We start from the raw sequence: 25,002 nt of genomic DNA, 5'->3' as shown, positions 1-25,002 counted from the left end.
ACCGCCCGGCCCTCAGGCCCCCTTGAGGATCAGCGGCAGGCCCGCGGCGACGAAAGTCACCCGTCCGCAGAGGGCGGCCACGGCCTGGTTGAGGCGCCCGGCCTCGTCGCGGAACAGGCGGCCCAGCGGGCTTTCCGGCACCAGGCCGAGGCCCACCTCGTTGGCGACGAAGATCACCCGCCCCGGCAGCCGCGGAATCAGTTCGAGCAGGGCCGAGCGCTCGCGGGCAAAGGCCGGCAGCAACTCGGCGCCGGCAGCGGGCGGCAGGTTCTCAGCCCCGTCGAGCAGGTTAGCCAGCCACAGGGTCAGGCAATCGACGACCACGCAGCGCTCCGCCGACGCCGTCGCCTGCAGCGCCTCCGCCAGCGCACGCGGCGCTTCGACGACGTTCCAGCCGGCGGGGCGGTCGACCTGGTGGCGGGCGATGCGCACGCGCATCTCTTCGTCCAGCGCCTCGGCGGTGGCGATCACATGCACGGCCAGGCCGCTGGCGGCGGCAGCCTGCTCGGCGTGGCGGCTCTTGCCGGAACGGGCGCCGCCCAGGATAAATTCAGATGACATAAGAAGGCTCCAGTTGATTGACGTAAACGTCAACCAAATTCGGGAAGTGACTGATTTTGGTGGTATTATCGCCGCCGTTGTCGCCACAGGGCCGAATCGGTCCGGCGACACGCGTGCTCCAGGTGCTCCAGCGGCCATCCAGGCCAGGAGTTAAACGGGAAACAGGTGCGCGTCCTTCCACGGAAGCCGCAATGCCTGTGCTGCCCCCGCAACGGTAAGCAAGCGCCAGACGCATCACACAGCCACTGGGCCCACCGGGCCTGGGAAGGCGATGCGTCCTGTCCGGTCGGCATTGTGCCGCACCGGCTCGGCTTGTGAGCCCGGATACCGGCCTCGATCACACAACAGCGGAAGTGCCACGGGGTGGTGGCAATGCGCGCGGCCGTGATCCTGTCCGGCCTTCTGCGGCTACTCCCCGGCATTTCCAGACGCAATCCACCCGAGTCGGCGGGGACGCCACCGGGTCCGGGAGAACCTGACAGATGATCATCCGCCTTTCCACCGCCGCCCTCGCGGTCGCTTCCGCCTTCCCCGCCATTGCGCTGGCTGCGCCGGCCGAGCAGCCCACCGTCGTCGTCACCGCCACCCGCCAGGCCCAGCGTGCCGACGAGTCGCTGGCCGACATCACCGTCATCGAGCGCGAGCAGATCGAACGCGCCGGCTCGACCTTCTCGCTGCCCGAACTGCTGGCCCGCCAGCCCGGCATCCAGATGGCTTCCAGCGGCGGCCCCGGCAAGGCCACCGACATCTTCATCCGCGGCGCCAGCCCGCGCCAGACCCTGCTGATCGTGGACGGCATGCGCCTCGGCTCGACGACCCTCGGCACGCCGAGCTGGCAGGACATCCCGCTGTCGCAGATCGAGCGCATCGAAATCGTCCGCGGCCCGGCCTCCGCGCTGTATGGCGCAGATGCCATCGGCGGCGTGATCCAGATCTTCACCCGCAAGGGCGAAGGCGCACCGAAGGTGGACGCCTTCGTCGGCATCGGCAGCTACGGCACCCGCGAAACCTCGGTCGGCGTGTCCGGCGGTACCGACAAGCTGTCCTACTCGGTGCGCGGCGGCTATGCCGAGAACGATGGCTACAGCGCCATCTACAGCAAGGCCAAGCAGCCCTTCTACTACAACCCGGACAAGGATCCGTACCGCAACAGCAACTTCTCCGCCAACCTGGGCTATCGCCTGACGGACGGCCATGAAGTGGGTGCCTCGATCCTCTACGCCACCAGCCGCAACCACTACGACTCGGGCGTCGGCTTCGACAACTACAACAACAATATCCAGAACGCCTGGAACCTGTTCACCCGCAATCGCCTCACGGACGTGTGGACCAGCACCGTGCGCTTCGGCCAGTCGGTGGACGATTCGAAGGACTTCGCCTCCTACGCCCCCAACGGCGCGTCGATCAAGACCACCCAGCAGCAGTTCATGTGGCAGAACGACATCCGCCTGCCGGTCGGTACCCTGCTCGCCGCCTACGAGAACCTGCACCAGAAGGCCGTCAACCAGGACACCTTCGACGTCAGCCGCACGATCAACTCGGCCCTGCTCGGGTGGACCGCCGGCTTCGGCCCGCACAAGGTCCAGCTCAACGCCCGCCACGACGACAACAGCCAGTTCGGCGGCAAGACCACCGGCTACGCCGGCTACGGCTACCAGATCCTGCCGACGCTACGCGTGCAGGGCAGCATCGGCAACGCCTTCCGCGCGCCGACCTTCAACGAGCTGTACTACCCGGGTTACGGCAACGCCAACCTGAAGGCGGAAAGCGCCTACAACAAGGAAGTCGGCCTGCTGTGGGAACAGCACGGGCACAGCGTCAGCGCTACCTATTTCCGCAACCGCATCAGCAACCTGATCGTCAACGACCAGAACTTCATCCCGCAGAACGTCGGCAGCGCCCGCCTAGAAGGCATCAGCCTGGGCTACGGCGGCCAGCTCGCCGGCTTCGACATCGTCGCCAATATCGACTTCCTCGATCCGAAGGACCTGGACACCGACAAGCGCCTGCAGCGCCGCGCCAACAAGACCGGCAACCTGGCAATCAGCCGCAGCTTCGCGGCCCTCACCGTGGGCGCCGAATGGCAGGGCGCCGGCGGCCGCTACGACCGCACCAACGAGGTCAACCCAATGGGCGGCTACGGGCTGGTAAACGCCTTCGCCAAGTACGCGCTGACCAAGGAGCTGGGCCTCGAAGCACGGGCCAACAACATCCTCGACAAGCAGTACGAAACCACCTGGGGCTACAAGACGGCCGGCGCCAACGTCTTCTTCGGCGTACGCTACGCACCGAAATAAGCCCCATGCACGGAGGGACCATGGCCGACGGGCACACCGCCGCCCGACATCAACCGGTGAGCATGCGCCACATGCGCCTGCGCGCCCGGCTGGTCATCACCGGCCTGATGGCAGCGGCGCTGGTAGCCTTCGCCTGGTCCCTGTCGGCTGGCGCCATGCCGGTGTCCGTGCAGGACATGCTGGCAGCGCTGGGCAACGGTGAAGGCAGCATGGAGGCGGACATCATCCGCCAGCTGCGCCTGCCCCGCGCCATCGCCGCCTTCGCCTGCGGCGGCCTGCTGGCCCTGGCCGGCACGCTGATGCAGGTGCTGCTGCGCAACCCGCTGGCCGATCCCTACGTGCTGGGCATTTCCGGCGGCGCGGCGGTTGGCGCGCTGGGCGCGATCGTGGCCGGCGCGACGGCCGGCTGGATCGACGGCGGCGCTTTCATCGGCGCCCTCGGCGCCACGCTGCTGGTGTTCGGCCTCGCCCACGGCGACGGTTCGTGGACGCAGACCCGTCTGTTGCTCACCGGCGTGATCGTCGCCGCCGGCTGCGGCGCGGCGGTGGCCCTGATGCTGAGCCTAGCCCCCGAAGGGCGGGTCAAGGGCATGCTGTTCTGGTTGATGGGCGACGCCAGCAACGCGACCCGCCCTTGGCCGGCACTGGCTCTGCTGACCCTCGGACTGCTGGCCGCCCTGCCCTTCGCCCGCGAACTCAACCTGCTGGCCCGTGGCGAAATCACTGCCCGTGCCCTCGGCGTGCGGGTCGACCGCCTGCGTGGCCTGGTCTACGGCCTCGGCGCGCTGCTCACCGCAGTGGCGGTGACCACCATCGGCTCGGTGGGCTTCGTCGGCCTGATCGTGCCGCACCTGGTGCGTCTGGCCATCGGCAACGACCAGCGCCTGCTGCTGCCCGCCGCCACGCTGGCCGGCGGCGTGCTGCTGTGCGCCGCCGACACCGCCGCGCGCACCGTAGTGGCACCGATCCAGCTGCCGGTCGGCGTGCTCACCGCACTGATCGGCGTGCCGGTCTTCCTGTTCCTGCTGGCGAAACATCCGCGATGAAGATGGACGTGCGCCCATCGATCCTCGCCACCGAGCGCCTCAGCGTGCAGGTGGGCCGCCGCGACGTGGTGCGCGCTCTGGATTTCACGCTGCAGGCCGGCGACACCCTGGTGATCCTCGGCCGCAACGGCGCTGGCAAGACCACCCTGCTGCACACTCTGGCCGGCCTGCGCGCGGCCACCGATGGCGCCGTGCTGCTGTCCGGCCAACCCTACGCGGCCTGGCCGCGCGGCCACGAAGCCTGCCTGCGCGGCCTGCTGGCCCAGAGCCAGCCCGATTTCTTCAGTGCGACGGTACTCGAAACCGCCCTCGTCGGCCGCCACCCCTACCTGGGCCGCTGGGACTGGGAAGGGCCGGAGGACGAGGCGATCGCCCTCGCCGCGCTGGCTAGCATGGGCCTGGGCGGCTTCGCCGAGCGCCAGGTGCCGACGCTGTCCGGCGGCGAGCGCCAGCGCCTCGCCATCGCCACGCTGTTGGTCCAGCGGCCGCGTCTGTATCTGCTCGACGAACCGCTGGCCCACCTAGACCTGCACCATGAAGTCGCGGTGCTCGACCACTTCCACGAGCTGGCCAGCGCTGGCGCCGGCGTGGCAATGGTCCTCCACGACATCAACCTGACCGCCCGCTACGCCAGCCACGTTCTGCTGCTCGACGGCGAAGGCGGCCATATCTTCGGCACGGCCGCCGAAGTGCTCACCGCCGAGCGCCTGTCGGCGGCCTTCGGCCATCCGCTGCGGGCCGTCGCCGACGGTACGGCAACGCTGTTCGTCCCAGCCTGAAAGCCGCTGGACACAGTCCAGACCTTTACTGTGCCTGTTGTACCTGTGGGGCGAACTCGTTTTCCCCACAAGAAATCCACAGGAAACTCACAAGAAAACCACAAGCCCTCCAACGAGCCCACAAACACCACCATGACCAACCACGACACATCCTCCGACACCGAACGCGATGCCCGTCACAAGACCCGCATGGAACGCAAGAAGGCCGTCGTCGACGCCGCCATCGCCGCTGCCACCGACCAGCGCGGCGTGCTGCTGGTGAACACCGGCAACGGCAAGGGCAAGTCCAGCGCTGCCTTCGGCGTGCTGGCGCGGGCCCTCGGCCACGGCCTCAAGGCCGGCGTGGTGCAATTCGTTAAGGGCCGCTCCGACACCGGCGAGGAAGCCTTCTTCCGCCGCCAGCCGGAGGTCAGCTGGCACGTGATGGGCGACGGCTTCACCTGGGACACCCAGGACCGCAGCGCCGACATTGCCAGCGCCAAGGCTGGCTGGGAACAGGCGCGGGCCTTCCTGCGCGATCCGGAGATCGGCCTGGTGGTACTCGACGAGCTCAACATCGTCCTCAAGTACGCCTACCTCGATGTGAACGAGGTGATCGCCGACCTGCAGGCCCGCCCGCCGATGCAGCACGTCATCGTCACCGGCCGCGGTGCGCCGGAAGCGCTGATCGCGGCGGCCGACACGGTCACCGACATGGGTGTAGTGAAGCACGCCTTCAAGGCCGGCATCGCCGCCCAGGCCGGCCTGGAGTTCTGAGCGCCGGCTGCGGTAAACCCCGGTTCTGCCGGCTGGGCCGGGCACGGTAAGCTTGGTCCCTTCCTTCCGTTTGTCGCCCCGACCACCATGCATCGCATCGTCTACCTGGAATCCGGCGCGCTGATCGCCGACATCCGCCGCCCCGCCTTCGCCCACGAGTGGACCGAGTACGAGGCCACCGCCCAGCATGAGGTAGCGGAACGCCTGGCCGGCGCGACCATCGCGATCGTCAACAAGCGCCAGCTGACCGCCGACATCATCGCCGGCCTGCCGGACCTGCAGATGGTGGCGATCGCCGCCACCGGCTACAACAACGTGGACCTGGAAGCCTGCCGGGCCCGCGGCATCGTCGTCTCCAACGTGCGCGGCTACGCCCGCGAGACGGTGCCCGAGCACGTGCTGGCGCTGATGCTGGCCCTGTCCCGTCAGCTGGCGCCCTACCACCAGTCGGTGGCCGCCGGCCGCTGGCAGAAGAGCGAGCAGTTCTGCTACTTCGATTACCCGATCCGTGACCTGTCCGGCCAGACCCTCGGCCTGCTCGGCAGCGGCACCCTCGGCCAGGGCGTCGCGCGCCTCGCCGAAGCCTTCGGCATGCGGGTGATCCGCGGTGAGCACAAGGGCGCAGCGACGCTGCGCGACGGCTACGTGGCCTTCGAGCAGCTGATCCGCGAAGCCGACGTGATCAGCCTGCACTGCCCCCTCAACGATTCGACGCGCCACCTGATCGGCGCCGCCGAACTGGCCGCGATAAAACCCACCGCGCTGCTGATCAACACCGCCCGCGGCGGCCTGGTGGACGAAGCCGCGCTGGCCGACGCGCTGCGCGCCCGCCGTATTGGCGGCGCCGGCTTCGACGTGCTGACCGAGGAGCCGCCTACCGACAACCCGCTGCTGGCCCCCGACGTGCTCGCCGCCGGCAACTTCATCCTGACGCCCCACGTCGCCTGGTCCAGCCGCGAGGCCATGCAGACCCTGGCCGACCAGCTGACCGGCAACATCGAGGCCTTCGCCGCCGGCGAGCCGGTGAACCGGCTAGTGTAAACACGCCGCAAGCGGGACACGCCCATGCCCCTGCTGCCCCGCGCCGCCTCGTTCGATGCCCACAGCCAGCGTTTCGGCGAGGGGTACAAGTGGATCGTACTGTCCATCATCGGCATCGGCACCGTGTCCGGCGTGCTGTGCACGTCCAGCTTCAACGTGGCGGTGCCGGCGCTGACGCGCCATTTCGGGCTCGGCCAGGACCAGGTCCAGTGGGCGATGACCGGCTTCATGACGGCGATGACCGTCGCCATGCTGCCCACCGCGTGGCTGATCGACCGCATCGGCTTCCGCCGCGTCTTCATGCTGGCCCTGGTGGTTCTCGCGCTGGCCAGCGTGGCCGGCTTCTTCGCGCCCAGCTTCAGACTGGTGGTTGCCGCCCGCATCCTGCAGGGCATCGCCGCCGGCGTGCTGCAGCCGATGGGGGTGCTGGCGCTGATGCGCCTGTTCCCGGCCGAATCGCGCGGGCAGGCGTCAGGCATCCTCACCGTCGGCATCGCCCTCACGCCGGCCATCGCGCCGGCCCTCGGCGGCATGCTGCTCGACCGATTCGGCTGGGAGGCGATCTTCCTGCTCGGCGTGCCCTTCGGCGTGGTGGCCTGGGTGGCCGCCCTATACCTGCTGCCGGAGCCGCGCCAGCTCGTCGCGCGGCCCTTCGACTGGCCCGGCCTGGGCTGGCTGACCCTTGCCACGCTGGCGCTGATCGAGGGCGTGTCGAGCCTCCACCACAGCGGCCCGTGGTCGCCATGGACCCTCGGCCAGGCGGGGCTGGCCTTCGCCGCGACAATCCTCTTCGTGCGCCACGCCCGGCGGCGTCCGGAACCCCTCGTCGAACTCGGGCTGTTCGCCGACCGCAGCTTCACAATGGGTAGCCTGGTGTCCTTCTCCTACGGCTTCGGCCTCTACGCATCCACCTACCTGGTACCGGTGTTCCTGCAGAAGGCGCTGTCCTACGGCGCCGGCGGTGCCGGCATGGCCCTGGTGCCGGCCGGCATCGCGCTGATCCTCACGCTGCCGGTGGCAGGGCGGCTGGCCGACCGCTTCCCGCCCAAGTGGCTCACGGTTGCAGGGCTGCTGGCCTTCGGCCTGTCCCTGGTGATCTTCGCGGTGGAGGCCGGACGCATCTCCTACACCGAGATCATCGTCGCCACAGTGATCGGGCGCATCGGCCTGGGGCTGATCCTGCCGGCCCTCAACCTTGCCACGCTGCATCACCTGGAACCGCACCAGCTCGGCCAGTCGACGGTCGTCATCAGCTACGCGCGGCAGTTGGGCGGCGTGCTGGGGGTAGCCATCGTGGCGGTCTTCGTCGAATGGCGCGAGGTGGTCCATGGCACCGCAGCGCCGGGCATCTTCAGCGCCTACGCGCAGGGCTACATGCTGCTGACGGCGGTCTTCGCCCTCGCCGTGGTGGCGGCGAGCCTGATGCGCGCCACGCGGCGCTGAATCCCGGAGCGCCGGCGTTCAGGCCTTCTTCGGCCGACCGCGTTTCTTCGGCCCGCCGTCCCCGTCGCCCTTCGCCTCGGGCAGCGGCGCCAGCAGCGCGCGGATGTCGTCTTCGCCGAACTTGACGCTGCCCTCGTGATCATCGGCGAGGATGCCGGCGGCCAGTTCGGCCTTCTTCTCCTGCAGGCCGAGGATCTTCTCCTCGATGGAGCCGGCCACCACCAGCTTGTAGACGAACACCGACTTGGTCTGGCCGAGGCGGTGGGCGCGGTCGGTGGCCTGGTTTTCCACCGCCGGGTTCCACCACGGATCGTAGTGAATCACCGTGTCGGCGGCGGTCAGGTTGAGGCCGACGCCGCCGGCCTTCAGGCTGATCAGAAAAACTGGCACGTCGCCGTCCTGGAACTGGCGGACCGGGGTTTCCCGATCGATGGTGTCACCGGTGAGCTGCACGTAACGGATGTAGCGGGCATCCAGCTCGGCGGCGATCAGCGCCAGCATGCCGGTGAACTGGGAGAACAACAGCACCTTGCGGCCCTCGTCCACCAGCTCCGGCAGCATGTCCATCAACAGATCCAGCTTGGCCCGCTCCTTCACCTTGGCGGCGGCGTCGGTCTTCAGCAGGCGCGGGTCGCAGCACACCTGGCGCAGCTTGAGCAGCGCGTCGAGGATGACGATCTGGCTACGCGCGAAGCCGCGGGCGGCGATCTCGTCGCGCACGCGCTGGTCCATCGTCGCCCGCACGGTTTCGTAGAGGTCGCGCTGGCGGCCATCGAGCTCGACGCTGCGCACCACGATGGTCTTCGGCGGCAGCTCCTTGGCCACATCCTCTTTGCGGCGGCGCAGGATGAAGGGCGCGATGCGCTTGGCCAGCAGGTCGCGGCGCACCGTGTCGCCGTATTTCTCGACCGGCGTGCGCCAGCGGGCGGTGAAGTCCTTCACGTCGCCGAGGAAGCCCGGCAGCAGGAAGTCGAACTGGCTCCACAGCTCGCCCAGGTGGTTTTCCAGCGGCGTGCCGGTGAGGCACAGGCGGTGCTCGGCACGCAGCGTGCGCACCACCTGGGCGGCCTGGCTGGCGGCATTCTTCACCGTCTGGGCCTCGTCGAGGATCAGCGAGTGGTATTCGTGGGCGGCGAGCTGTTCGCGGTCGCGCCACAGCAGCGGATAGGTGGTCAGGCACACGTCGGCGTCGGGGATCTTCGCGAAGGCCTCAGCGCGGCCGCTGCCGCGCAGGCTCAGCACCTTGAGGTCCGGCGCGTAGCGCTCCGCCTCCCGCTGCCAGTTGAAGACCAGCGAGGTCGGCACCACCACCAGCGCCGGCTTGGCGAGGCGCCGGCCGCGCTTTTCGACGAGCAGGTGGGCCAGGGTCTGGGCAGTCTTGCCGAGGCCCATGTCGTCGGCCAGGATGCCGCCGAGGCCGTGGCGGCGCAGGTGCTGCAGCCACGACAGGCCTTCCAGCTGATAGGGGCGCAAGTCGAGGGCGAAACCCTTCGGCGCGGCCACCGGCTTGATCGCACCGGCGCCGCGGATGCGCTCGATCCAGCGCGCCAGGCTCTCCAGCCCCTGGGCCCGCCAGCCGTCGCCGAGCACGTCGGCCAGGCGCGGCGCATCGAAGTGCGACACACGGATGGTGCCGGCCGGGTTGTCGAAGAGGTCCACCAACGTACGGGCGATCGGCTTGACCCGCTCGGCGGCCAGCGCCACGCGGTCGCCGTCGTCGAGCTGGACGATGACCTGGCTGTCGTCGGGAATGCGCTCGATCAGCTTGGGGTCGAGCCAGCGCGCGTCCTGCTTGAAGACCGCATGCAGCATCGGCGCCAGGTCCACACGGCGCCCTTCCACCTCGACGCCGAGGGACACGTCGAGCCAACCTTCATCACTCTCCTCGATCTCCACGTGCCAGTCGCTGGCGACCAGCAGGCGGTGGCGGAAATCCCGCGGGCACTCGATGTGCCAGCCGGCCTCGCGCAGCGCCGGCGCCACGAGGGAGAAGAAGTGGCTCCAGTGGGCTTCGCTCTCCAGCCCGTACAGGCCTTCGGTGGGAATCCCCTGGCTGATCAGCCAGCCGCGCTTGAGGGGCAGGAAACCGGCCGCCAGGAAGGCTTGCCAGGCGACCTTCTCGGCCTCCGGGTCGCGCTTCACGCGCACCGCGCGGCCGTCCTGCAGGGTCGCCACGTCATGGGTGGAGCCGGGCTCCAGGCGAGCTTCGCCATAGGCGAAGGCGGGGCTCGCCACGTCGTATTCGCTGCCACCGAAATCGGCCTCGTAGCCGCGATGTCGGCGCCAGCTCCAGCAATAGATGCTGCTCAGGCTCAGCACCGGCCGACACGCGGCGTCCACCAGCGGCAGCTCGACACTCTTGTTGCCCTGCGGCGACGGCAGCGCCGGCGCGAGTTCGGCCAGCGCGCTGGCCACCACCGGCAGTTCCACCGCCGACAGGGCCGGCAGGCTCAGCAGTTCGGCGATCACCGGGGCGTCATCCACCTGGATGCGGCCCGCCTCGCCGCGGCTGCTGTCGATGTAGGCCAGCGGCTCGGTACGCAGCACCAAGGTGGCAGCCGGCTCGGCGGCCACCCGGGCCTTGACGCCGTTTTCGCCGGGAACCCACTCCAGCGTGGCCGGCCTTAGCGCACCGCCGCGCAGCGGCTGGGCATGGCCGCGGCCGTCCATTTCCAGGTAAGCCCGGCCGGTGGCCACCGCCGCTTCCAGCACGGCCAGACCCGGTGCACCTTCGAGCAGCGGCCAGCCGTAGCCGCCGCCGAGCCGGTTGGATTCGCGCAGCAGGCGGAAGATGTGCAGATCCTCGTCGCGCACGAAGGCCGGCGGGCGCAGCAGGGCCTGTTCGTAGTTGGTCCATTCGCTGGCCGAACCGGTCAGCTCGCCGTCGGCCCCGGTGCGCGCCTTGACCAGGCTGAACTCCAGGCTGTCGTTGCCCAGCTGACGGAGGATGCGGCACAGGTAGAAGATGCTGTCCCGCGGCGTGGAGGCCTTGCGCACCTTGGCGGCCTTGTCCACCCGCTCGCGCAGCGTGCGCACCCAGGCCAGCACTTCGGCGCGCGGTTTGTCCACCAGCTTGCCGGGCCGCCGTGCGGCGAGGATCAGCGCCGCGGCGTGCTTGCAGCGGCTGCCCACCGGGCAGGTGCAGCGGGTGTTCAGTTCGATGGAGCTTTCACCGAAGAACTCGCGCCGTTCGATGCGCACGCTGACCCGGTAGGGCACCGGCTCGGTGCCCTGCACCAGGGCCTGCAGCTGGTTGCCGGCCGCCTCGATGTTGCGCACGCGGCCGATGTAGCCGCGGGCGCGGGTCAGCGCATTGGCGGTGAATAATTCACTGAGGAGGGTGTCGTCGAGCTGGGCGAGAAGACGTGCGAGATCCATGCCGGCAGTTTCTGGCGGGCGAAAGGCGGAATTCTAGGCGCACTCGTCGCCTCCGCGAAACCTCAGCCGCGGGCATCGCGGCCAGAGTCGAGGGAAAAGCCCGCCGCGTCGAGCAACGCCGGCAGCGCTTCGGCAGCACGCAGGCACAGGCGGAAATCCACCCTTTCGCTCAGCGGCGTATGACCCGGGTTGATCTCGATGGTCGGAATGCCGCTCTCGATGGCCCACATCACCGGCCCGGCGATGTACGGAAAGGCGCTGCCGGTGCCGACCGAGACGACCAGCTCCGGCCCGGCGGCAAGCACGCTCTCGAAACGGTGCACGGCCTGGTCGGGCAAGGCCTCGCCAAACAGCACCACGTCGGGGCGCAGGATGCCGCCGCAGTAGGGACACTCGGGCGGAATCGTCAGGCCGGCATAGTTGTCCACATGGCGGCCACGCCCGCAATCAACGCAGCGCAGGCGGCGCAGCGTGCCATGCATCTCGATGACATCGCGGGAGCCAGCCTCCAGGTGGAAACCATCCACGTTCTGGGTCAGCACCGTCACGCCATCGCGCAGCGCCTCCAGGCGGGCGATGGCGTAGTGGCCGGCATTGGGATGGGCGCCGCGGCAGCTGGCCTCGATCTGCGACAGGAAGCGCCAGGTGATGTCGGGCCGCCGGGCGAACATCTCGCCGGACAGGGCCTGCTCGATCGGCAGGCCGATGTCGGTGTGGGCATCTTCATAGAGACCGCCGACGCCGCGATAGGTCGGCAGCCCGGAATCGGCCGACAAACCGGCGCCGGTGATGAACAGAATGCGCTCTGCGGTAGCAAAAAGGCGACCTGCGGCCTCGATTTGGGCAACGTAGTCGGCTAGGGTATGGTCTGTCATGCGGAATCCCTGACGCTTGGCGACGGGAACAGCCCGCCGGCCGCCATGTTGCGGCGCGTGCCGCCGAAAGGCAAATGCCATTTAGCATAAGGCCCCGAACGATCGGCGCATCGGGGGCCATCGAGAAGGACCGGAACGACCATGTGCCAGCTACTGGGAATGAACTGCAACACGCCCACCGACATCTGCTTCTCGTTCGCCGGCTTCCAGGCCCGCGGCGGACTGACCGATGTGCACGGCGACGGCTGGGGCATCGCCTTCTTCGAGGGCCGCGGCGTGCGCGTCTTCCTCGATCCCAAGGCCAGCAGCAAGTCGCCGGTGGCCGAACTGGTACGCCACTACCCGATCCACTCCCTAAACGTCATCGCCCACATCCGCAAGGCCACCCAGGGCGTGGTGACGCTGGAGAACACCCATCCGTTCCAGCGCGAGCTGTGGGGCCGCTACTGGGTGTTCGCCCACAACGGCAACCTCAACGGCTTCGATCCCGAACTGCGCGGCTATTTCCAGCCGGTCGGGCAGACCGATTCGGAACGCGCCTTCTGCTACCTGATGGAAGCGCTGCGCCGCCAGTTTCCGGACGGCGAACCGCCACGGGAAGAACTGTTCGCGGTGGTGCGCCGCATCGCCGCCGAAGTCGGCCGCCACGGGGAGTTCAATTTCCTGCTGTCAAACGGCACCTGCCTGTTCGCCCACTGCGCCTCGCGCCTCACCTACGTCGTACGCAAGGCCCCGTTCGACCAGGCTCACCTGAAGGACCAGGACATCACGGTGGATTTCCGTGAGCTGACCTCGCCCGGCGACCGGGTCGCAGTAGTCGCCACCACGCCGCTCACCGACAATGAAAAATGGATACCGATCGAGCCCGGCAGCCTGCTGCTGTTCGTCGATGGCGCACCGGTGGACGCCGGCCCTGCAAACACATGTGCCTTCGTTCGGCAGGAGCCTGCAGCGCACTGAGGATTAATGTCAAAATGAGCGGACATTGCATTCGCATGCGGGAGGCGGGCCACGCCTCACCGCAGACCGGCAATCCGACGGGACCACAATCGTTCATCACAACCTGACCGCAGTTCATCATCGCCATGCCGACAAGTTCGCCGAAAGACTGCCCCTTGTGCTTCCCGGATCCGGAAAACGTGCTCTGGCAGGACGCCAGCTGCCGTGTCATCCGGGTGAACGACCGGGACTATCCCGGCTACTGCCGACTGATCTGGAATGAACACGTCGCCGAGATGAGCGATCTGTCGCCCGCCGATCAGCGCCATTGCTTCAACATCCTGATGGCGGTCGAGGTGGCGCTGCGCGAGTGCTTCCAGCCGGCCAAGATCAACCTGGCCAGCTTCGGCAACATGGTGCCCCACCTGCATTGGCACCTGATCCCACGGGAAGTGGACGACCGCCATTTCCCGGAGCCCATCTGGGGCCAGGTCCAGCGCGGCAGCAGCGGCACGTTCCGTGAAGTGGACGACGCGCGGCTGGCCCTGGCCATCCGCAACGCGATTGCCGAACAACTTTCGGGCTGAAGCGGGGACCGCAGCCATGACGGACAGCCAGCAAACCACCTACACCGACCTGCGCAGCGTCGAGCAATACCGCAAGCTGGTCAGGAATCTCCATACCCTCAACGCCAACGAGAGCCACGCGACTCTGGTGCGCATGCTCGAGGGCCTGCTGGCCAGTCCGCTGGGACCGGAGGAGCAGCTCGAGGTCCTCGAGGCATCGCGGCAGACGATCACCTTCGTCCAGTACGAGATGTCGTCCCGCTACGCCGCCCATCCGCTCCCGCCGGACAGCGCCGAGGACACCACGCTGCGCCAGGTGGTCCGCCTCTGGACCGCACTGAGCACGGCCTACGCACGGCTGGCGGAAGGCCATGCCAGCAGCTCGAACGAGTTCCGGGCCCAGCTGCCGCTGCTGGCCCAGCGCCGTATCCAGTACCTCGGGCAGATCATCATCGAGCATTACCGCGCCCACCGGGCCGAGCCGCCGGGAGCCTGGAAGGCGGTCCACGAGGCTTACCTGGAAGCCGACCGGGCCGGTGCGACGCACAGCCGGGTCATCGACCCCCTCAACAACACCTGGAAGGCCCAGAGTCCCGACGAAGCTTACATCGCGCTGCTACTGATCGACCTCACCAACCCCTACGGTCGCAATCAGCGCGAACTCAACTGGATCTGCCGCTGGGCGCAGCGCTTCGCGCCCTACTGCATCCTGCAGAGCAGCTGGGAACAGGACGACGCCCGCGCCTACGGCCTGGACCCCGGCGAGGATCACGGCCTGCGTCCTATTGCGCTGATCGGCTCGCGGCCCGGCATGCGCCGTTTCGACGGGCACCGGCTGGCGGCGCAGATCAAGGCCATGCTGGCGGAATTCAAGCAGGGCACCAGCCCGGCCTCCCTCGGCCTCGGCGACGATTGCTCCCAGCCGGCCTGCGCCCGGCTGCTGGTCTCCCTGTACCGCCCGTGGGGCATGTCGGCCGCCGGGCGGCGCTTTCCCCGCCGCAACAAGAAGGGGGAAAACAAGATCTGTACCGATTGGGAAGGCATTGGCCTGCTGGTATCGGGGCACCCCTTCGAGCCCCCCAATCGCCGCCAGTTGATGGGCAGCCGTTACGACATCAACGTGATCACTTTCGGCGCACGGGCCGAGGAGAACATGGCAGCGCCCCTGCTGGACGGGGAAACCGAAGCCATCCGGAACGGCTACAGCATCGACACCTGGGAAACCGTGGATCACTCGGTTTCGGGCTTCCGGCTGCAGCGCAAGCACCCGGAACAGCGCATCGAGCATCACCAGCTGGTCGGCATCAAGCCCAGCGACGGCACGCACTACCTGCTGGGCCAGGTCAGCTGGCTGATGTACGAACCGGACAGCACGCTGTTCACCGGCATCCACCTGCTGGCTGGCCTGCCGAGCACCTGCGCGGTGCGGGGCACCGGGATCAACGTCAGCCCGAGCGAACCCTATGTGCAGGCCTTCCTGCTACCGGAGATCGCCGCCATGCAGGCCCCGTCGACGATCGTGCTGCCGGGCGGCTGGTTCCAGGCCGCGCGGGTCCTCGAACTGCACAACGGTTCGTCCCAGCAGATCCGCCTGACGAACCTGGTGGCACGCGGCACCAACTTCGACCAGGCGACCTACGAGCACGTGCAGACCTGAGAAGTCTCCTTACTTCTCCACCAGACGCCGGACCGGGAAACAGGCCGTGAAGCGGCTGCCCCGTCCCGGCTCACTGTCGATCGACAGGTCGCCCTGATGGCGACTCAGGACGTGCTTGACGATGGCAAGACCGAGGCCCGTACCGCCGGTCTCCCGTGACCGGCCCCGGTCCACCCGGTAGAAACGCTCCGTGAGGCGGGGAATGTGCTCCGGCGCAATGCCGATGCCATCGTCTTCCACCGTGTATTCCACCACCGAGCCACGCTGCCGCCAACCAAGGCGGATGTGGCCACCGGCCGGCGTATAGCGCACAGCATTGATGGCCAGGTTGACGAAGGCGCTGTACAGCTCCTTGCTGTTGCCGAGCAGGCGTGCGCGGGTCGCACAATCCAGGGTGATCACATGACGGCCGCCGGACACCACCTGTGCCTCCTGCTGGATCTCCTTCAGCAGGCTGGCCACGTCCACCGGCTCCTCCTGGAGGATGGGTGCGCCCGTCTCCAGCGCCGACAGGGTCAGCAGATCCTGGATCAGCCGCTGCATGCGGCCGGCCTGCTCGGAGGCCAGGCCGAGGTAGTGACGGATATCGTCCTTGTCCAGATCATCGAGGCCATCGATGACGGTCTCCAGGAAGCCGCCCACCACGGTCAGCGGCGTACGCATCTCGTGGGACACATTGGCGACGAAATCGCGGCGCATGGCTTCCAGACGCTCGCCCTGGGTGATGTCCTCCGACATCAGCAGGCGCATGTCGTCGCTGAAGGGCACCACATGAACCATCAGGGTCCGTCCGATGGGACGGCCGGCCGTGAAGACCAGCGGCTCCTCGTAATGACCTTCCTGCAGATAGCGCACGAAATCCGGCTGGCGAACGATGTTGGTCACCGGCGCACCCTGGTCACGGGCCCGGTCCAGGCCGAAATGCTGCTCGCCCAGGCGGTTGACCCATTCGATGGTATTGCTCATCGACAGGAACAGCAGGCCGTTGGGCATCGCCTGGCTGGCTTCACGGAAACGCTCCAGTGCGGCGGACAGACGCTCCTGCTGGCGACTGGCGGTGCGTGCCCGCCGGTTTACATCGGCAAACACGTAGTCCCACAGGCCGAAGGCACGCGGCAGCGGGGCCGCCTCATCCACCGGCGTGCGCAGCCAGCGAACCAGCTTGAAGAGATTGTTGATGTGGTACAGCCCGACCAGCAGCAACGCCACCGCAAAAGTGACGAGTGCCGGCGCCAAGCCGAAGAACACCCCGACTCCGATCGCGAGCAGCGCGATAACCGTCAGAATCGTGAAAACAGCGACACGGATATAGCTGATCGGCCGGATTTCCGTGACTTCTTCCAGAGGCGCTCCCACGGATCAGCGCACCGCCGCCGGCGTCTCCTGCTGGGTCGAGAAGCGGTAGCCGCTGCCGCGCACCGTCTGCACCAGGCCGTCGTGGCCGGTGGGTTCAAGCGCGCAGCGCAGGCGGCGGATGTGCACGTCGACGGTGCGTTCCTCAACGAAGACGTGGTCGCCCCACACCTGGTCGAGCAGCTGGGCGCGGGAATGAACGCGTTCCGGGTGGGTCATCAGGAAATGCAGCAGGCGGAATTCAGTCGGGCCAAGGGTAATCGGGTTGCTGCCCGCTGCCAAGCGATGGGTCGCGGGATCAAGGCGCAGCCCACCCAGTTCGACCGGATCTTCAGTGGTTTCCGGAGCCCGGCGGCGCAGCACCGCCTTGATGCGGGCCACCAGTTCGCGCGGCGAAAAGGGCTTGGTGATGTAGTCGTCGGCGCCGGATTCGAGGCCGAGCACCTTGTCCTGCTCCTCGCCGCGGGCGGTCAGCATGATCAGCGGAATGCCGCGGGTACGCTCCTCGCTGCGCAACCGGCGGGCGAACTCGACGCCCGACATGCCGGGCAGCATCCAGTCGAGCAGGATCAGGTCGGGCAGTGCATCGCGCACGATGCGCTGGGCGGTTTCCGCATCCGACGCCCGCACCACATGGTGGCCAGCGCGCATCAGATTGGCGGCGATCAGTTCCTGGATAGCGGGCTCGTCTTCGACGAGCAGGATGGTGGCAGGCATGGATACCTCGGTGGAATCTCTGGACGCAGGCAGTGTATTTCAGCAACTTGAACTTTTCATGACATGTCACACCCGGCAGCAACCGTGCAATGACAGCCTTCAAGGGGAGCCGGGCTCACCTTCGAGTATCATTCGCACATTGCCCATAGAACCGACGGAGCCCCGCATGGCAGGCCTGCACAAGGACGACCCCATCCCCACCGAGATCAAGCTGCACCAGGTCTCACGCCGGATGGAAATTGCCTTCGATGACGGCAAGCGTTTCGAATTCACCTATGAGTTCCTGCGCGTCTTTTCCCCTTCTGCCGAAGTGCGCGGCCATGGCGTCGGCCAGGAAGTCCTGCAACTGGGCAAGCGCGATGTGGACATCACGCGCATCGAACCCGTCGGCAACTACGCGATCCGCCCGGTTTTCTCCGACGGCCACGACAGCGGGCTGTATTCCTGGGACTACCTCTACGACCTCGGCGAAAGGCACGACGGACTGTGGGAATCCTACCTGCTCCGTCTCGCTACCGAGGGCGGCAGCCGGGATCCCGCTGATCTGCCACCACCGACCCCGAAAACCGGCGGCTGCGGCCATCACCACTGAATCCCGATCACCGGCAGGCTGCCGGTGATCCCATGCATCGCTCCCATTTCCAGATCATGAACGACAAGACCACCCACTTCGGCTTCCAGAAAGTGGCCGAATCCGAAAAGGCCGGCAAGGTTCGCAGCGTTTTCTCCTCCGTCGCCAGCAGCTACGACGTGATGAACGACCTGATGTCCTTCGGCCTGCACCGCCTGTGGAAGACCTTCACCGTGCAGATCGCCGGTGTCCGCAAGGGCGACCGGGTGCTCGACGTGGCAGGCGGCACCGCCGACCTGTCCCTGGCCTTCGCCAAGCGGGTCGGACCGACCGGCCAGGTGTGGCTCACCGACATCAACCACGCCATGCTGTCCCGCGGCCGCGACCGCGTCGTGGATAACGGCTTCCTGCTGCCGGTCGCCCAGTGCGACGCCGAGAAGCTGCCCTTCCCCGACAACCACTTCGACGTGGTGACGGTGGCCTTCGGCCTGCGCAACATGACCCACAAGGATCAGGCCATTGCCGAGATGCGCCGCGTGCTGAAGCCCGGCGGCCGCCTGCTGGTGCTGGAATTCTCCAAGGTCTGGAAGCCCCTCGCGCCCGCCTACGACTTCTATTCCTTCAAGCTGCTGCCGCTGATGGGCGAAAAGGTCGCCAAGGACGCCGACAGCTACCGCTATCTGGCCGAGAGCATCCGCATGCACCCGGACCAGGAATCCCTCAAGACCCTGATGGAAGAAGCCGGCCTGGCCCGCGTCGAGTATTTCAATATGACCGCCGGCGTCGTCGCACTGCACCGGGGTTACAAACTCTGAACCGATAGTGATGCCTCCGGCGCAGGACGCCTGTCGCCGGGACACCACCAGCCTTGCATGACGCGGGGGCCACCGGTCCCCGCAATTCCTGATGGAGTGGAGATGCTTGCCTCTTCAGCCGTTGCCGGCCTCAACCACCTTCTTGCCGATGCGCCCTGGGCGCGGGAACGCCTGGCCCCGTTTGCGGGCCGGGTTGCTGCGCTGCGCCTGAATCCGCTGGAACTGTCCCTCGGCGTGGACAGTGACGGCTACTTCAACGAAACGGCGGCCCCTGAACCCGATGTCGCTCTGGAGCTGCCGCTGAGCACGCTGCCAAAGGCCGTCACCGGCGGCATGGACGCGCTGATGGCTGACATCCGCATCAGTGGCAATGCCGACTTCGCCGACACCCTCGGTTTCGTCTTCCGACAACTGCGCTGGGACGGCGAGGAGGCCCTCGCCAAACTGGTCGGCGACATCGCCGCCCACCGCGCGGTGACGACGGCGCGGGACCTCATCAGCTGGCAGCGCCAGGCGAGCCGCAACTTCGTCGACAACCTCGTCGAATACTACAGTGAGGAGCGCCCGGTACTGGTCAAGCGCCACGCGCTTGAAGAGCTGGCCAGCGCCAGTGCCGAATTGCGCGACGATCTGGCACGGCTCGAAAAACGTCTAGCCAGACTCGAAACGGCCCGCTGAAACGGCTCGCACCGGCCGGCGAGGCTGGTTCGACGGATACCAGCATGGGCGGATGAGTCCGCCCACACCAGGGCAACACAGAAAGCAGGAAGCCAAAAGAGAAAGGGCAGCCCTTGCGGACTGCCCTTTCTCTTTGCAACCGATCGTCTCGATCAGTGACCGCGCTTCTTCAACTTGCTGATTGCCGCGATCTGGGCCAGAGCCGATGCCAGTTCGGACTGGGCCTTGGCGTACTCCAGGGCGGAACCCTGGTTCTGCAAGGCTTCTTCCGCCAGGCGCTTGGCTTCCAGCGCCTTCGCTTCGTCCAGATCCTTGCCACGGATGGCGGTATCCGCCAGAACCGTCACGAGGTTGGGCTGGACTTCCAGCAGGCCGCCGGCCACGAAAACCAGTTCCTCTTCGGACTGGTTCTGGACCTTGACGCGCACGGCGCCCGGCTTGATCCGGGTCATCAGCGGCATGTGGCCGGGCAGAATGCCGAGCTCGCCGGCTTCGCCGGGGAGAGCCACGAATTCGGCCAGACCCGAGAAGATCTGCTCTTCCGCGCTGACGATATCGACGTGAATGGTCATTGCCATAGCTATTTCCTCCTCAAACCGGCGACCTCGTTAAGAGAGCCGCCGGGCGATGGTCGCATTGATCAGAGGGTCTTCGCTTTTTCGAAGACTTCTTCGATCGGGCCGACCATGTAGAAGGCCTGCTCGGGCAGGTGATCCACTTCACCGCTGAGAATCGTCTTGAAGCCCTTGATCGTTTCCTTCAGGGGGACGTACTTGCCGGGGGAACCGGTAAACACTTCCGCCACGAAGAACGGCTGCGACAGGAAACGCTGGATCTTACGAGCACGGGACACCAGAAGCTTGTCTTCCGGAGCCAGTTCGTCCATACCCAGAATCGCGATGATGTCGCGCAGTTCCTTGTAACGCTGAAGGGTCTGCTGAACGCCGCGAGCGGTGTTGTAGTGCTCTTCGCCAACCACCAGCGGATCGAGCTGACGGGAGGTGGAGTCCAGCGGATCGACTGCCGGGTAGATACCCAGCGAAGCGATGTCACGGGACAGCACGACGGTCGAGTCGAGGTGGAGGAAGGTGGTCGCCGGGGACGGATCGGTCAAGTCATCCGCAGGCACATACACGGCCTGGATGGAGGTGATCGAGCCCACCTTGGTGGAGGTGATACGTTCCTGCAGACGGCCCATTTCTTCGGCCAGCGTCGGCTGGTAACCCACCGCGGAAGGCATACGACCCAGCAGCGCGGACACTTCGGTACCGGCCAGGGTGTAGCGGTAGATATTATCCACGAAGAACAGGATGTCACGGCCTTCGTCACGGAAACGCTCGGCCATGGTCAGACCGGTCAGCGCCACACGCAGACGGTTGCCGGGGGGTTCGTTCATCTGACCGAACACCATCGCAACCTTGTCGAGAACGTTGGAGTCCTTCATTTCGTGGTAAAAGTCGTTCCCTTCACGGGTACGCTCGCCCACGCCGGCGAACACCGACAAACCGCTGTGCTGCTTGGCGATGTTGTTGATGAGCTCCATCATGTTCACGGTCTTGCCCACACCGGCACCACCGAACAGACCCACCTTACCGCCCTTCGCGAACGGACAGATCAGATCGATAACCTTGATGCCGGTTTCGAGCAGATCGACGGAGGGAGAGAGCTCATCGAACTTCGGAGCCTTCTGGTGAATGGTCCGGCGCTCGTCGCATTCGATCGGACCAGCTTCGTCGATCGGGCGACCCAGCACGTCCATGATGCGGCCCAGGGTGCCGTGGCCCACCGGCACAGCGATACCCTTGCCGGTGTTCGAAACTTGCATGCCACGACGCAGGCCATCCGAAGACCCCAGCGCAATGGTACGCACAACGCCATCACCGAGCTGTTGCTGAACTTCGAGAACCAGTTCAGAACCTGCCAACTCGAGGGCGTCGTAAATCTTGGGCATCGCGTCGCGCGGGAACTGCACATCCACCACGGCGCCGATGCATTGAACGATCGTTCCTTGACTCATCGTCGTTTCCCCAAACTTGTTAAACCGTTACACCGCGGCTGCGCCGCCGACAATTTCGGACAGTTCCTTCGTGATCGCGGCCTGACGGGTCTTGTTGTAGACCAGTTGCAGTTCGCCGATCACGCTTCCTGCGTTGTCGGAAGCTGCCTTCATCGCCACCATCCGGGCACTCTGTTCGGACGCCATGTTCTCGGCGACAGCCTGGTACACCAGCGCTTCGACATAGCGCACCAGGAGTTCGTCGATCACCACCTGCGCATCCGGCTCGTAGAGGTAGTCCCAGTTCCCTTCCGGGGTACCGAGACGCTCGCCGGTCAGCGGGAGAAGCTGCTCAAGCTGGGGCTCCTGCTTCATCGTGTTGATGAAGCGGGAGTAAACAATGTGCACTTCATCCAGCTCGCCATTCTGGAACGCATCGATCATGACCTTGACCGGTCCGATCAGCTTTTCCAGATGGGGGGTATCCCCGAGCTGGGTGACGTGTGAAACCACCTTGGCACCCAGGCGCTGCATGAAACCCAGCCCCTTGTTGCCGATGGCGGTCACGCGGATGTCGGAGACACCCTTGCTTTCCCAATCCTTGAGCGCATTCAACCCGACACGCAGAGTGTTGGTGTTGAGGCCACCGCACAGACCCTTGTCGGTCGTGACGACGATCAGCCCCACACGCTTGGCATTGTCCTTCTTGACGAGGAACGGATGCTTGTAGTCGGTGATGTTGGCAGCAGACAGATTCGCGGCGAGACGGCGGATCTTCTCGGCATAGGGACGGGCTGCACGCATGCGGTCCTGAGCTTTACGCATCTTGGACGCTGCGACCATCTCCATGGCCTTGGTGATCTTTTTAGTGTTCTGGACACTCTTGATCTTGTTACGGATCTCTTTGCCGCTAGCCATATTGCTCTCCGTATGCCCGCGTTAAGCCCAGCTCTTCTTGAACTCTTCGATGACGGCGGCGAGTTGCTTGTTGCCTTCGGCGTCGAGGTCCTTGGTCGCTTCGATCTTGGCAACCAGATCGGCGGCCTTGGTCTTCACGTACTGGTGCATCGCGGCTTCGCAAGCGAGGGCACGCTTGACCTCGACATCGTCGAAAGCGCCCTTCTCGACTGCGAACAGAGTGATCGCCATTTCGGAAACCGACAGCGGAGCGTACTGCTGCTGCTTCATCAGTTCCGTAACGAGGCGACCGCGCTCGAGCTGCTTGCGGGTGGCTTCGTCCAGGTCGGAAGCGAACTGCGCGAACGCAGCCAGTTCACGATACTGGGCCAGCGCCAGACGCACACCGCCGCCGAGCTTCTTGATGATCTTGGTCTGGGCCGCACCACCGACGCGGGACACCGAAATACCCGCGTTGATAGCGGGACGGATACCAGCGTTGAAAAGGTCGGTTTCCAGGAAGATCTGGCCGTCGGTAATCGAGATCACGTTGGTCGGAACGAACGCAGAAACGTCGCCGGCCTGGGTTTCGATCACGGGGAGAGCGGTCAGCGAACCGGTCTTGCCCTTGATCTCGCCCTTCGTGTATTGCTCAACGTACTCTTCGGACACGCGGGCTGCGCGCTCGAGCAGACGGGAGTGCAGGTAGAACACGTCGCCGGGATAGGCTTCACGGCCGGGGGGACGACGCAGCAGCAGGGACACCTGACGATAGGCCCAGGCTTGCTTGGTCAAATCATCATAAACGATCAGGGCATCTTGACCGCGATCGCGGAAGTATTCGCCCATCGTGCAACCGGAGTACGGAGCGATGTACTGCATCGCGGCGGACTCGGAGGCGGTGGCAGCGACAACGATGGTGTATTCCATCGCGCCGTGCTCTTCCAGTTTGCGAACCACGTTGGCGATGGTCGAAGCCTTCTGACCGATCGCAACGTAGATACAAACCATGTTTTCGCCCTTTTGGTTGATGATCGCATCAACCGCAACGGCAGTCTTACCGGTTTGACGGTCGCCGATGATCAGCTCGCGCTGGCCACGACCGACCGGAACCATGGCGTCAACCGACTTCAGGCCGGTTTGCACCGGCTGGGACACCGACTTACGCCAGATCACGCCCGGAGCAACCTTTTCGATTGGCTCGGACAGCTTGGCGTTGATCGGGCCCTTGCCGTCGATCGGCTGGCCCAAGGAATTCACGACACGACCGATCAGCTCAGGGCCAACCGGAACTTCCAGAATGCGACCGGTACACTTGACAGTGTCGCCTTCGGAAATGCCTTCGTATTCACCCAGGACCACAGCGCCGACGGAGTCGCGCTCGAGGTTCATGGCGAGGCCGAAAACGTTGCCGGGGAATTCCAGCATTTCGCCCTGCATGGCATCGGAGAGGCCGTGGATACGGCAGATACCGTCGGTCACTGAAACCACGGTACCCTCGGTGCGGGCATTCGCGGACAGCTGCAGGTTCTGAATCCGACTCTTGATCAGGTCACTGATTTCAGAGGGGTTGAGTTGCATTGCTTATGCTCCTAGTTCTTTAGCGCGGCGGCCATGTTCGCGAGCTTGCCGCGGACCGAGGCGTCGATGACTTCATCCCCAACGGCGATCTTCACCCCACCAATCAGTTCGGGGTCGACGCTGACGGTCACATTGAGCTTGGCCTTGAAGCGGGCTTCAAGGTCAGCAACCAGTGCGTTCAGCGTGGCATCGTCCATCGGGAAGGCGGAGGTGATGTTCGCCTCCTTGACACCTTCGTGTTCGTTCTTGAGTTCAACGAACAGGTCACGGATCTCGGGAAGCACTTGCAGACGCTCGTTCTCGACCAGGACACGGACATAGTTCTGCTGATCGGCAGACAGTCCGGCACCGGCGACATCGAGGAAAAGCCCTGCCAGTTGTTCCGGCAGGAGCTTGGGATCGGCGATGCAATCCCGCATTTGCGAATCGTTGGCTACGACAGCCAGACGATCAAGTGCTTCCGACCAAGGCCCCAGCGCGTTGCCCGCGGAAGCGAGCTGAAATGCCGCTTCAGCATAGGGGCGTGCGATGGTGACGTTCTCGGCCATGGCTTATTGAAGTTCCTGTTTCAGGTTGGCCAGCAGATCGGCATGGGCCTGAGCGTTGATTTCCTTGCGGAGAATCTTCTCGGCACCAGCGACAGCGAGTTGGGCGACCTGATCACGCAGGGCTTCCTTGGCGCGTTGAGCAGCGACACCGGCTTCGGCTTCGGCGGCTTCACGAGCCTGGGCAATGATACGGGCGGCTTCGGCGCGAGCTTCATCGAGGAAGGTGGCAGCCTGCTTTTCAGCAGAGGCACGCACGTCCGTAGCGGACTCGCGAGCCTTGCGCAGCTCTTCAACGACTTTCTTCTCGGCATGAGCGAGTTCGCTCTTCGCCTTGTCCGCAGCCGCCAGCCCGTCGGCGATCTTCTTCGCACGCTCGTCGAGTGCCTTCACAATGGGGGGCCACACGAACTTCATCGTGACCCACGCCAGAATGAAGAACACAACGAGCTGGGCTACCAGGGTTGCGTTCAAATTCACGGTAATCTTCCTTTAGTCAGGTTGAACCGCG

The 25,002-nt window shown here is 66.0% G+C and carries 23 protein-coding genes and 1 riboswitch; of the genes, 12 read left to right on the top strand and 11 right to left on the bottom strand.

Annotated features, from left to right (window positions below; translation table 11 throughout):
- Window positions 1-12 precede the first annotated feature (12 nt).
- A complete protein-coding gene (gene cobU, locus AC3QL2_RS11240; RefSeq protein WP_493234469.1) occupies window positions 13-561 on the bottom strand; it encodes a bifunctional adenosylcobinamide kinase/adenosylcobinamide-phosphate guanylyltransferase in 549 nt (182 codons plus the stop codon).
- A 103-nt stretch (window positions 562-664) separates the two neighbouring features.
- Window positions 665-911, top strand: a riboswitch (cobalamin riboswitch).
- 132 nt (window positions 912-1,043) lie between these two features.
- Here cobU and AC3QL2_RS11235 point away from each other — a divergent pair.
- From AC3QL2_RS11235 to AC3QL2_RS11210, 6 genes are all read left to right on the top strand, one after another.
- A complete protein-coding gene (locus tag AC3QL2_RS11235) occupies window positions 1,044-2,858 on the top strand; it encodes a TonB-dependent receptor domain-containing protein (RefSeq protein WP_493234468.1) in 1,815 nt (604 codons plus the stop codon).
- Between the two features lie 62 nt (window positions 2,859-2,920).
- Complete coding sequence (locus tag AC3QL2_RS11230) at window positions 2,921-3,904, top strand: FecCD family ABC transporter permease (RefSeq protein WP_493234531.1); 984 nt, start codon at window positions 2,921-2,923, stop codon at window positions 3,902-3,904.
- On the top strand, window positions 3,901-4,683 hold the full coding sequence (locus tag AC3QL2_RS11225) for an ABC transporter ATP-binding protein (RefSeq protein WP_493234467.1): 783 nt from the start codon (window positions 3,901-3,903) through the stop codon (window positions 4,681-4,683). The genes AC3QL2_RS11230 and AC3QL2_RS11225 overlap by 4 nt, the downstream gene beginning before the upstream one ends.
- 132 nt (window positions 4,684-4,815) lie before the next feature.
- Complete coding sequence (cobO, locus tag AC3QL2_RS11220; RefSeq protein WP_493234466.1) at window positions 4,816-5,439, top strand: cob(I)yrinic acid a,c-diamide adenosyltransferase; 624 nt, start codon at window positions 4,816-4,818, stop codon at window positions 5,437-5,439.
- An 87-nt stretch (window positions 5,440-5,526) separates the two neighbouring features.
- Entirely contained in the window at window positions 5,527-6,480 is a 954-nt protein-coding gene (locus AC3QL2_RS11215; protein ID WP_493234465.1) for a D-2-hydroxyacid dehydrogenase, read from the top strand.
- A 24-nt stretch (window positions 6,481-6,504) separates the two neighbouring features.
- On the top strand, window positions 6,505-7,923 hold the full coding sequence (locus AC3QL2_RS11210; protein ID WP_493234464.1) for a DHA2 family efflux MFS transporter permease subunit: 1,419 nt from the start codon (window positions 6,505-6,507) through the stop codon (window positions 7,921-7,923).
- Between the two features lie 18 nt (window positions 7,924-7,941).
- Here AC3QL2_RS11210 and AC3QL2_RS11205 read toward each other — a convergent pair whose 3' ends face one another.
- Both AC3QL2_RS11205 and AC3QL2_RS11200 read right to left on the bottom strand, forming a co-directional pair.
- Window positions 7,942-11,301: an SNF2-related protein gene (locus tag AC3QL2_RS11205; protein WP_493234463.1), complete on the bottom strand. Its 3,360-nt coding sequence runs from the start codon at window positions 11,299-11,301 to the stop codon at window positions 7,942-7,944.
- A 62-nt stretch (window positions 11,302-11,363) separates the two neighbouring features.
- Window positions 11,364-12,176, bottom strand: coding sequence for an SIR2 family NAD-dependent protein deacylase (locus AC3QL2_RS11200; protein WP_493234462.1), 813 nt, complete (start codon window positions 12,174-12,176; stop codon window positions 11,364-11,366).
- Between the two features lie 141 nt (window positions 12,177-12,317).
- On the opposite strand from AC3QL2_RS11200, the gene AC3QL2_RS11195 reads away from it, so the two are divergent.
- From AC3QL2_RS11195 to AC3QL2_RS11185, 3 genes are all read left to right on the top strand, one after another.
- Window positions 12,318-13,136, top strand: a complete 819-nt coding sequence (locus AC3QL2_RS11195) for a class II glutamine amidotransferase (protein ID WP_493234461.1) — start codon at window positions 12,318-12,320, stop codon at window positions 13,134-13,136.
- Window positions 13,137-13,261: 125 nt separating this feature from the next.
- A complete protein-coding gene (locus AC3QL2_RS11190; protein WP_493234460.1) occupies window positions 13,262-13,702 on the top strand; it encodes an HIT family protein in 441 nt (146 codons plus the stop codon).
- Between the two features lie 16 nt (window positions 13,703-13,718).
- A complete protein-coding gene (locus AC3QL2_RS11185; protein WP_493234459.1) occupies window positions 13,719-15,338 on the top strand; it encodes a cyclic-di-GMP receptor FimW-related protein in 1,620 nt (539 codons plus the stop codon).
- A 9-nt stretch (window positions 15,339-15,347) separates the two neighbouring features.
- Here the strand turns inward: AC3QL2_RS11185 and phoR are convergent, their stop codons facing one another.
- A complete protein-coding gene (phoR, locus tag AC3QL2_RS11180; protein WP_493234458.1) occupies window positions 15,348-16,694 on the bottom strand; it encodes a phosphate regulon sensor histidine kinase PhoR in 1,347 nt (448 codons plus the stop codon).
- A 3-nt stretch (window positions 16,695-16,697) separates the two neighbouring features.
- Window positions 16,698-17,408 carry a phosphate regulon transcriptional regulator PhoB gene (gene phoB, locus AC3QL2_RS11175; RefSeq protein ID WP_493234457.1) on the bottom strand — a complete coding sequence of 237 codons (711 nt, stop codon included), beginning with the start codon at window positions 17,406-17,408 and terminating at the stop codon, window positions 16,698-16,700.
- Window positions 17,409-17,574: 166 nt separating this feature from the next.
- Here phoB and AC3QL2_RS11170 point away from each other — a divergent pair, with 166 nt between their 5' ends.
- The 3 genes from AC3QL2_RS11170 to AC3QL2_RS11160 all read left to right on the top strand — a co-directional run bounded on the left by AC3QL2_RS11170 (window position 17,575) and on the right by AC3QL2_RS11160 (window position 19,472).
- Window positions 17,575-18,000 carry a gamma-butyrobetaine hydroxylase family protein gene (locus AC3QL2_RS11170; protein ID WP_493234456.1) on the top strand — a complete coding sequence of 142 codons (426 nt, stop codon included), beginning with the start codon at window positions 17,575-17,577 and terminating at the stop codon, window positions 17,998-18,000.
- A gap of 56 nt (window positions 18,001-18,056) precedes the next feature.
- Complete coding sequence (gene ubiE / locus AC3QL2_RS11165; RefSeq protein ID WP_493234530.1) at window positions 18,057-18,794, top strand: bifunctional demethylmenaquinone methyltransferase/2-methoxy-6-polyprenyl-1,4-benzoquinol methylase UbiE; 738 nt, start codon at window positions 18,057-18,059, stop codon at window positions 18,792-18,794.
- 102 nt (window positions 18,795-18,896) lie between these two features.
- Window positions 18,897-19,472 carry a ubiquinone biosynthesis accessory factor UbiJ gene (locus AC3QL2_RS11160; protein WP_493234455.1) on the top strand — a complete coding sequence of 192 codons (576 nt, stop codon included), beginning with the start codon at window positions 18,897-18,899 and terminating at the stop codon, window positions 19,470-19,472.
- Between the two features lie 152 nt (window positions 19,473-19,624).
- On the opposite strand, the gene AC3QL2_RS11155 is transcribed toward AC3QL2_RS11160, so the two are convergent.
- From AC3QL2_RS11155 to AC3QL2_RS11130, 6 genes are all read right to left on the bottom strand, one after another.
- Complete coding sequence (locus AC3QL2_RS11155) at window positions 19,625-20,050, bottom strand: F0F1 ATP synthase subunit epsilon (RefSeq protein WP_481116575.1); 426 nt, start codon at window positions 20,048-20,050, stop codon at window positions 19,625-19,627.
- Between the two features lie 62 nt (window positions 20,051-20,112).
- Window positions 20,113-21,489 (bottom strand): F0F1 ATP synthase subunit beta, encoded by a 1,377-nt coding sequence (atpD, locus tag AC3QL2_RS11150; protein WP_079434625.1) that lies wholly within the window; start codon window positions 21,487-21,489, stop codon window positions 20,113-20,115.
- Between the two features lie 27 nt (window positions 21,490-21,516).
- Complete coding sequence (gene atpG, locus AC3QL2_RS11145; protein WP_079434624.1) at window positions 21,517-22,386, bottom strand: F0F1 ATP synthase subunit gamma; 870 nt, start codon at window positions 22,384-22,386, stop codon at window positions 21,517-21,519.
- Window positions 22,387-22,407: 21 nt separating this feature from the next.
- Window positions 22,408-23,946, bottom strand: coding sequence for a F0F1 ATP synthase subunit alpha (atpA, locus tag AC3QL2_RS11140; RefSeq protein ID WP_493234454.1), 1,539 nt, complete (start codon window positions 23,944-23,946; stop codon window positions 22,408-22,410).
- 11 nt (window positions 23,947-23,957) lie between these two features.
- Window positions 23,958-24,494 (bottom strand): F0F1 ATP synthase subunit delta, encoded by a 537-nt coding sequence (locus AC3QL2_RS11135; RefSeq protein ID WP_493234453.1) that lies wholly within the window; start codon window positions 24,492-24,494, stop codon window positions 23,958-23,960.
- A 3-nt stretch (window positions 24,495-24,497) separates the two neighbouring features.
- Window positions 24,498-24,971, bottom strand: coding sequence for a F0F1 ATP synthase subunit B (locus tag AC3QL2_RS11130; protein WP_481116570.1), 474 nt, complete (start codon window positions 24,969-24,971; stop codon window positions 24,498-24,500).
- Between the last annotated feature and the right edge of the window lie 31 nt (window positions 24,972-25,002).

This window comes from Zoogloea sp. GW822-FHT05C07, assembly GCF_058800215.1.
This window is presented reverse-complemented; position numbering and strand designations above follow the sequence as displayed.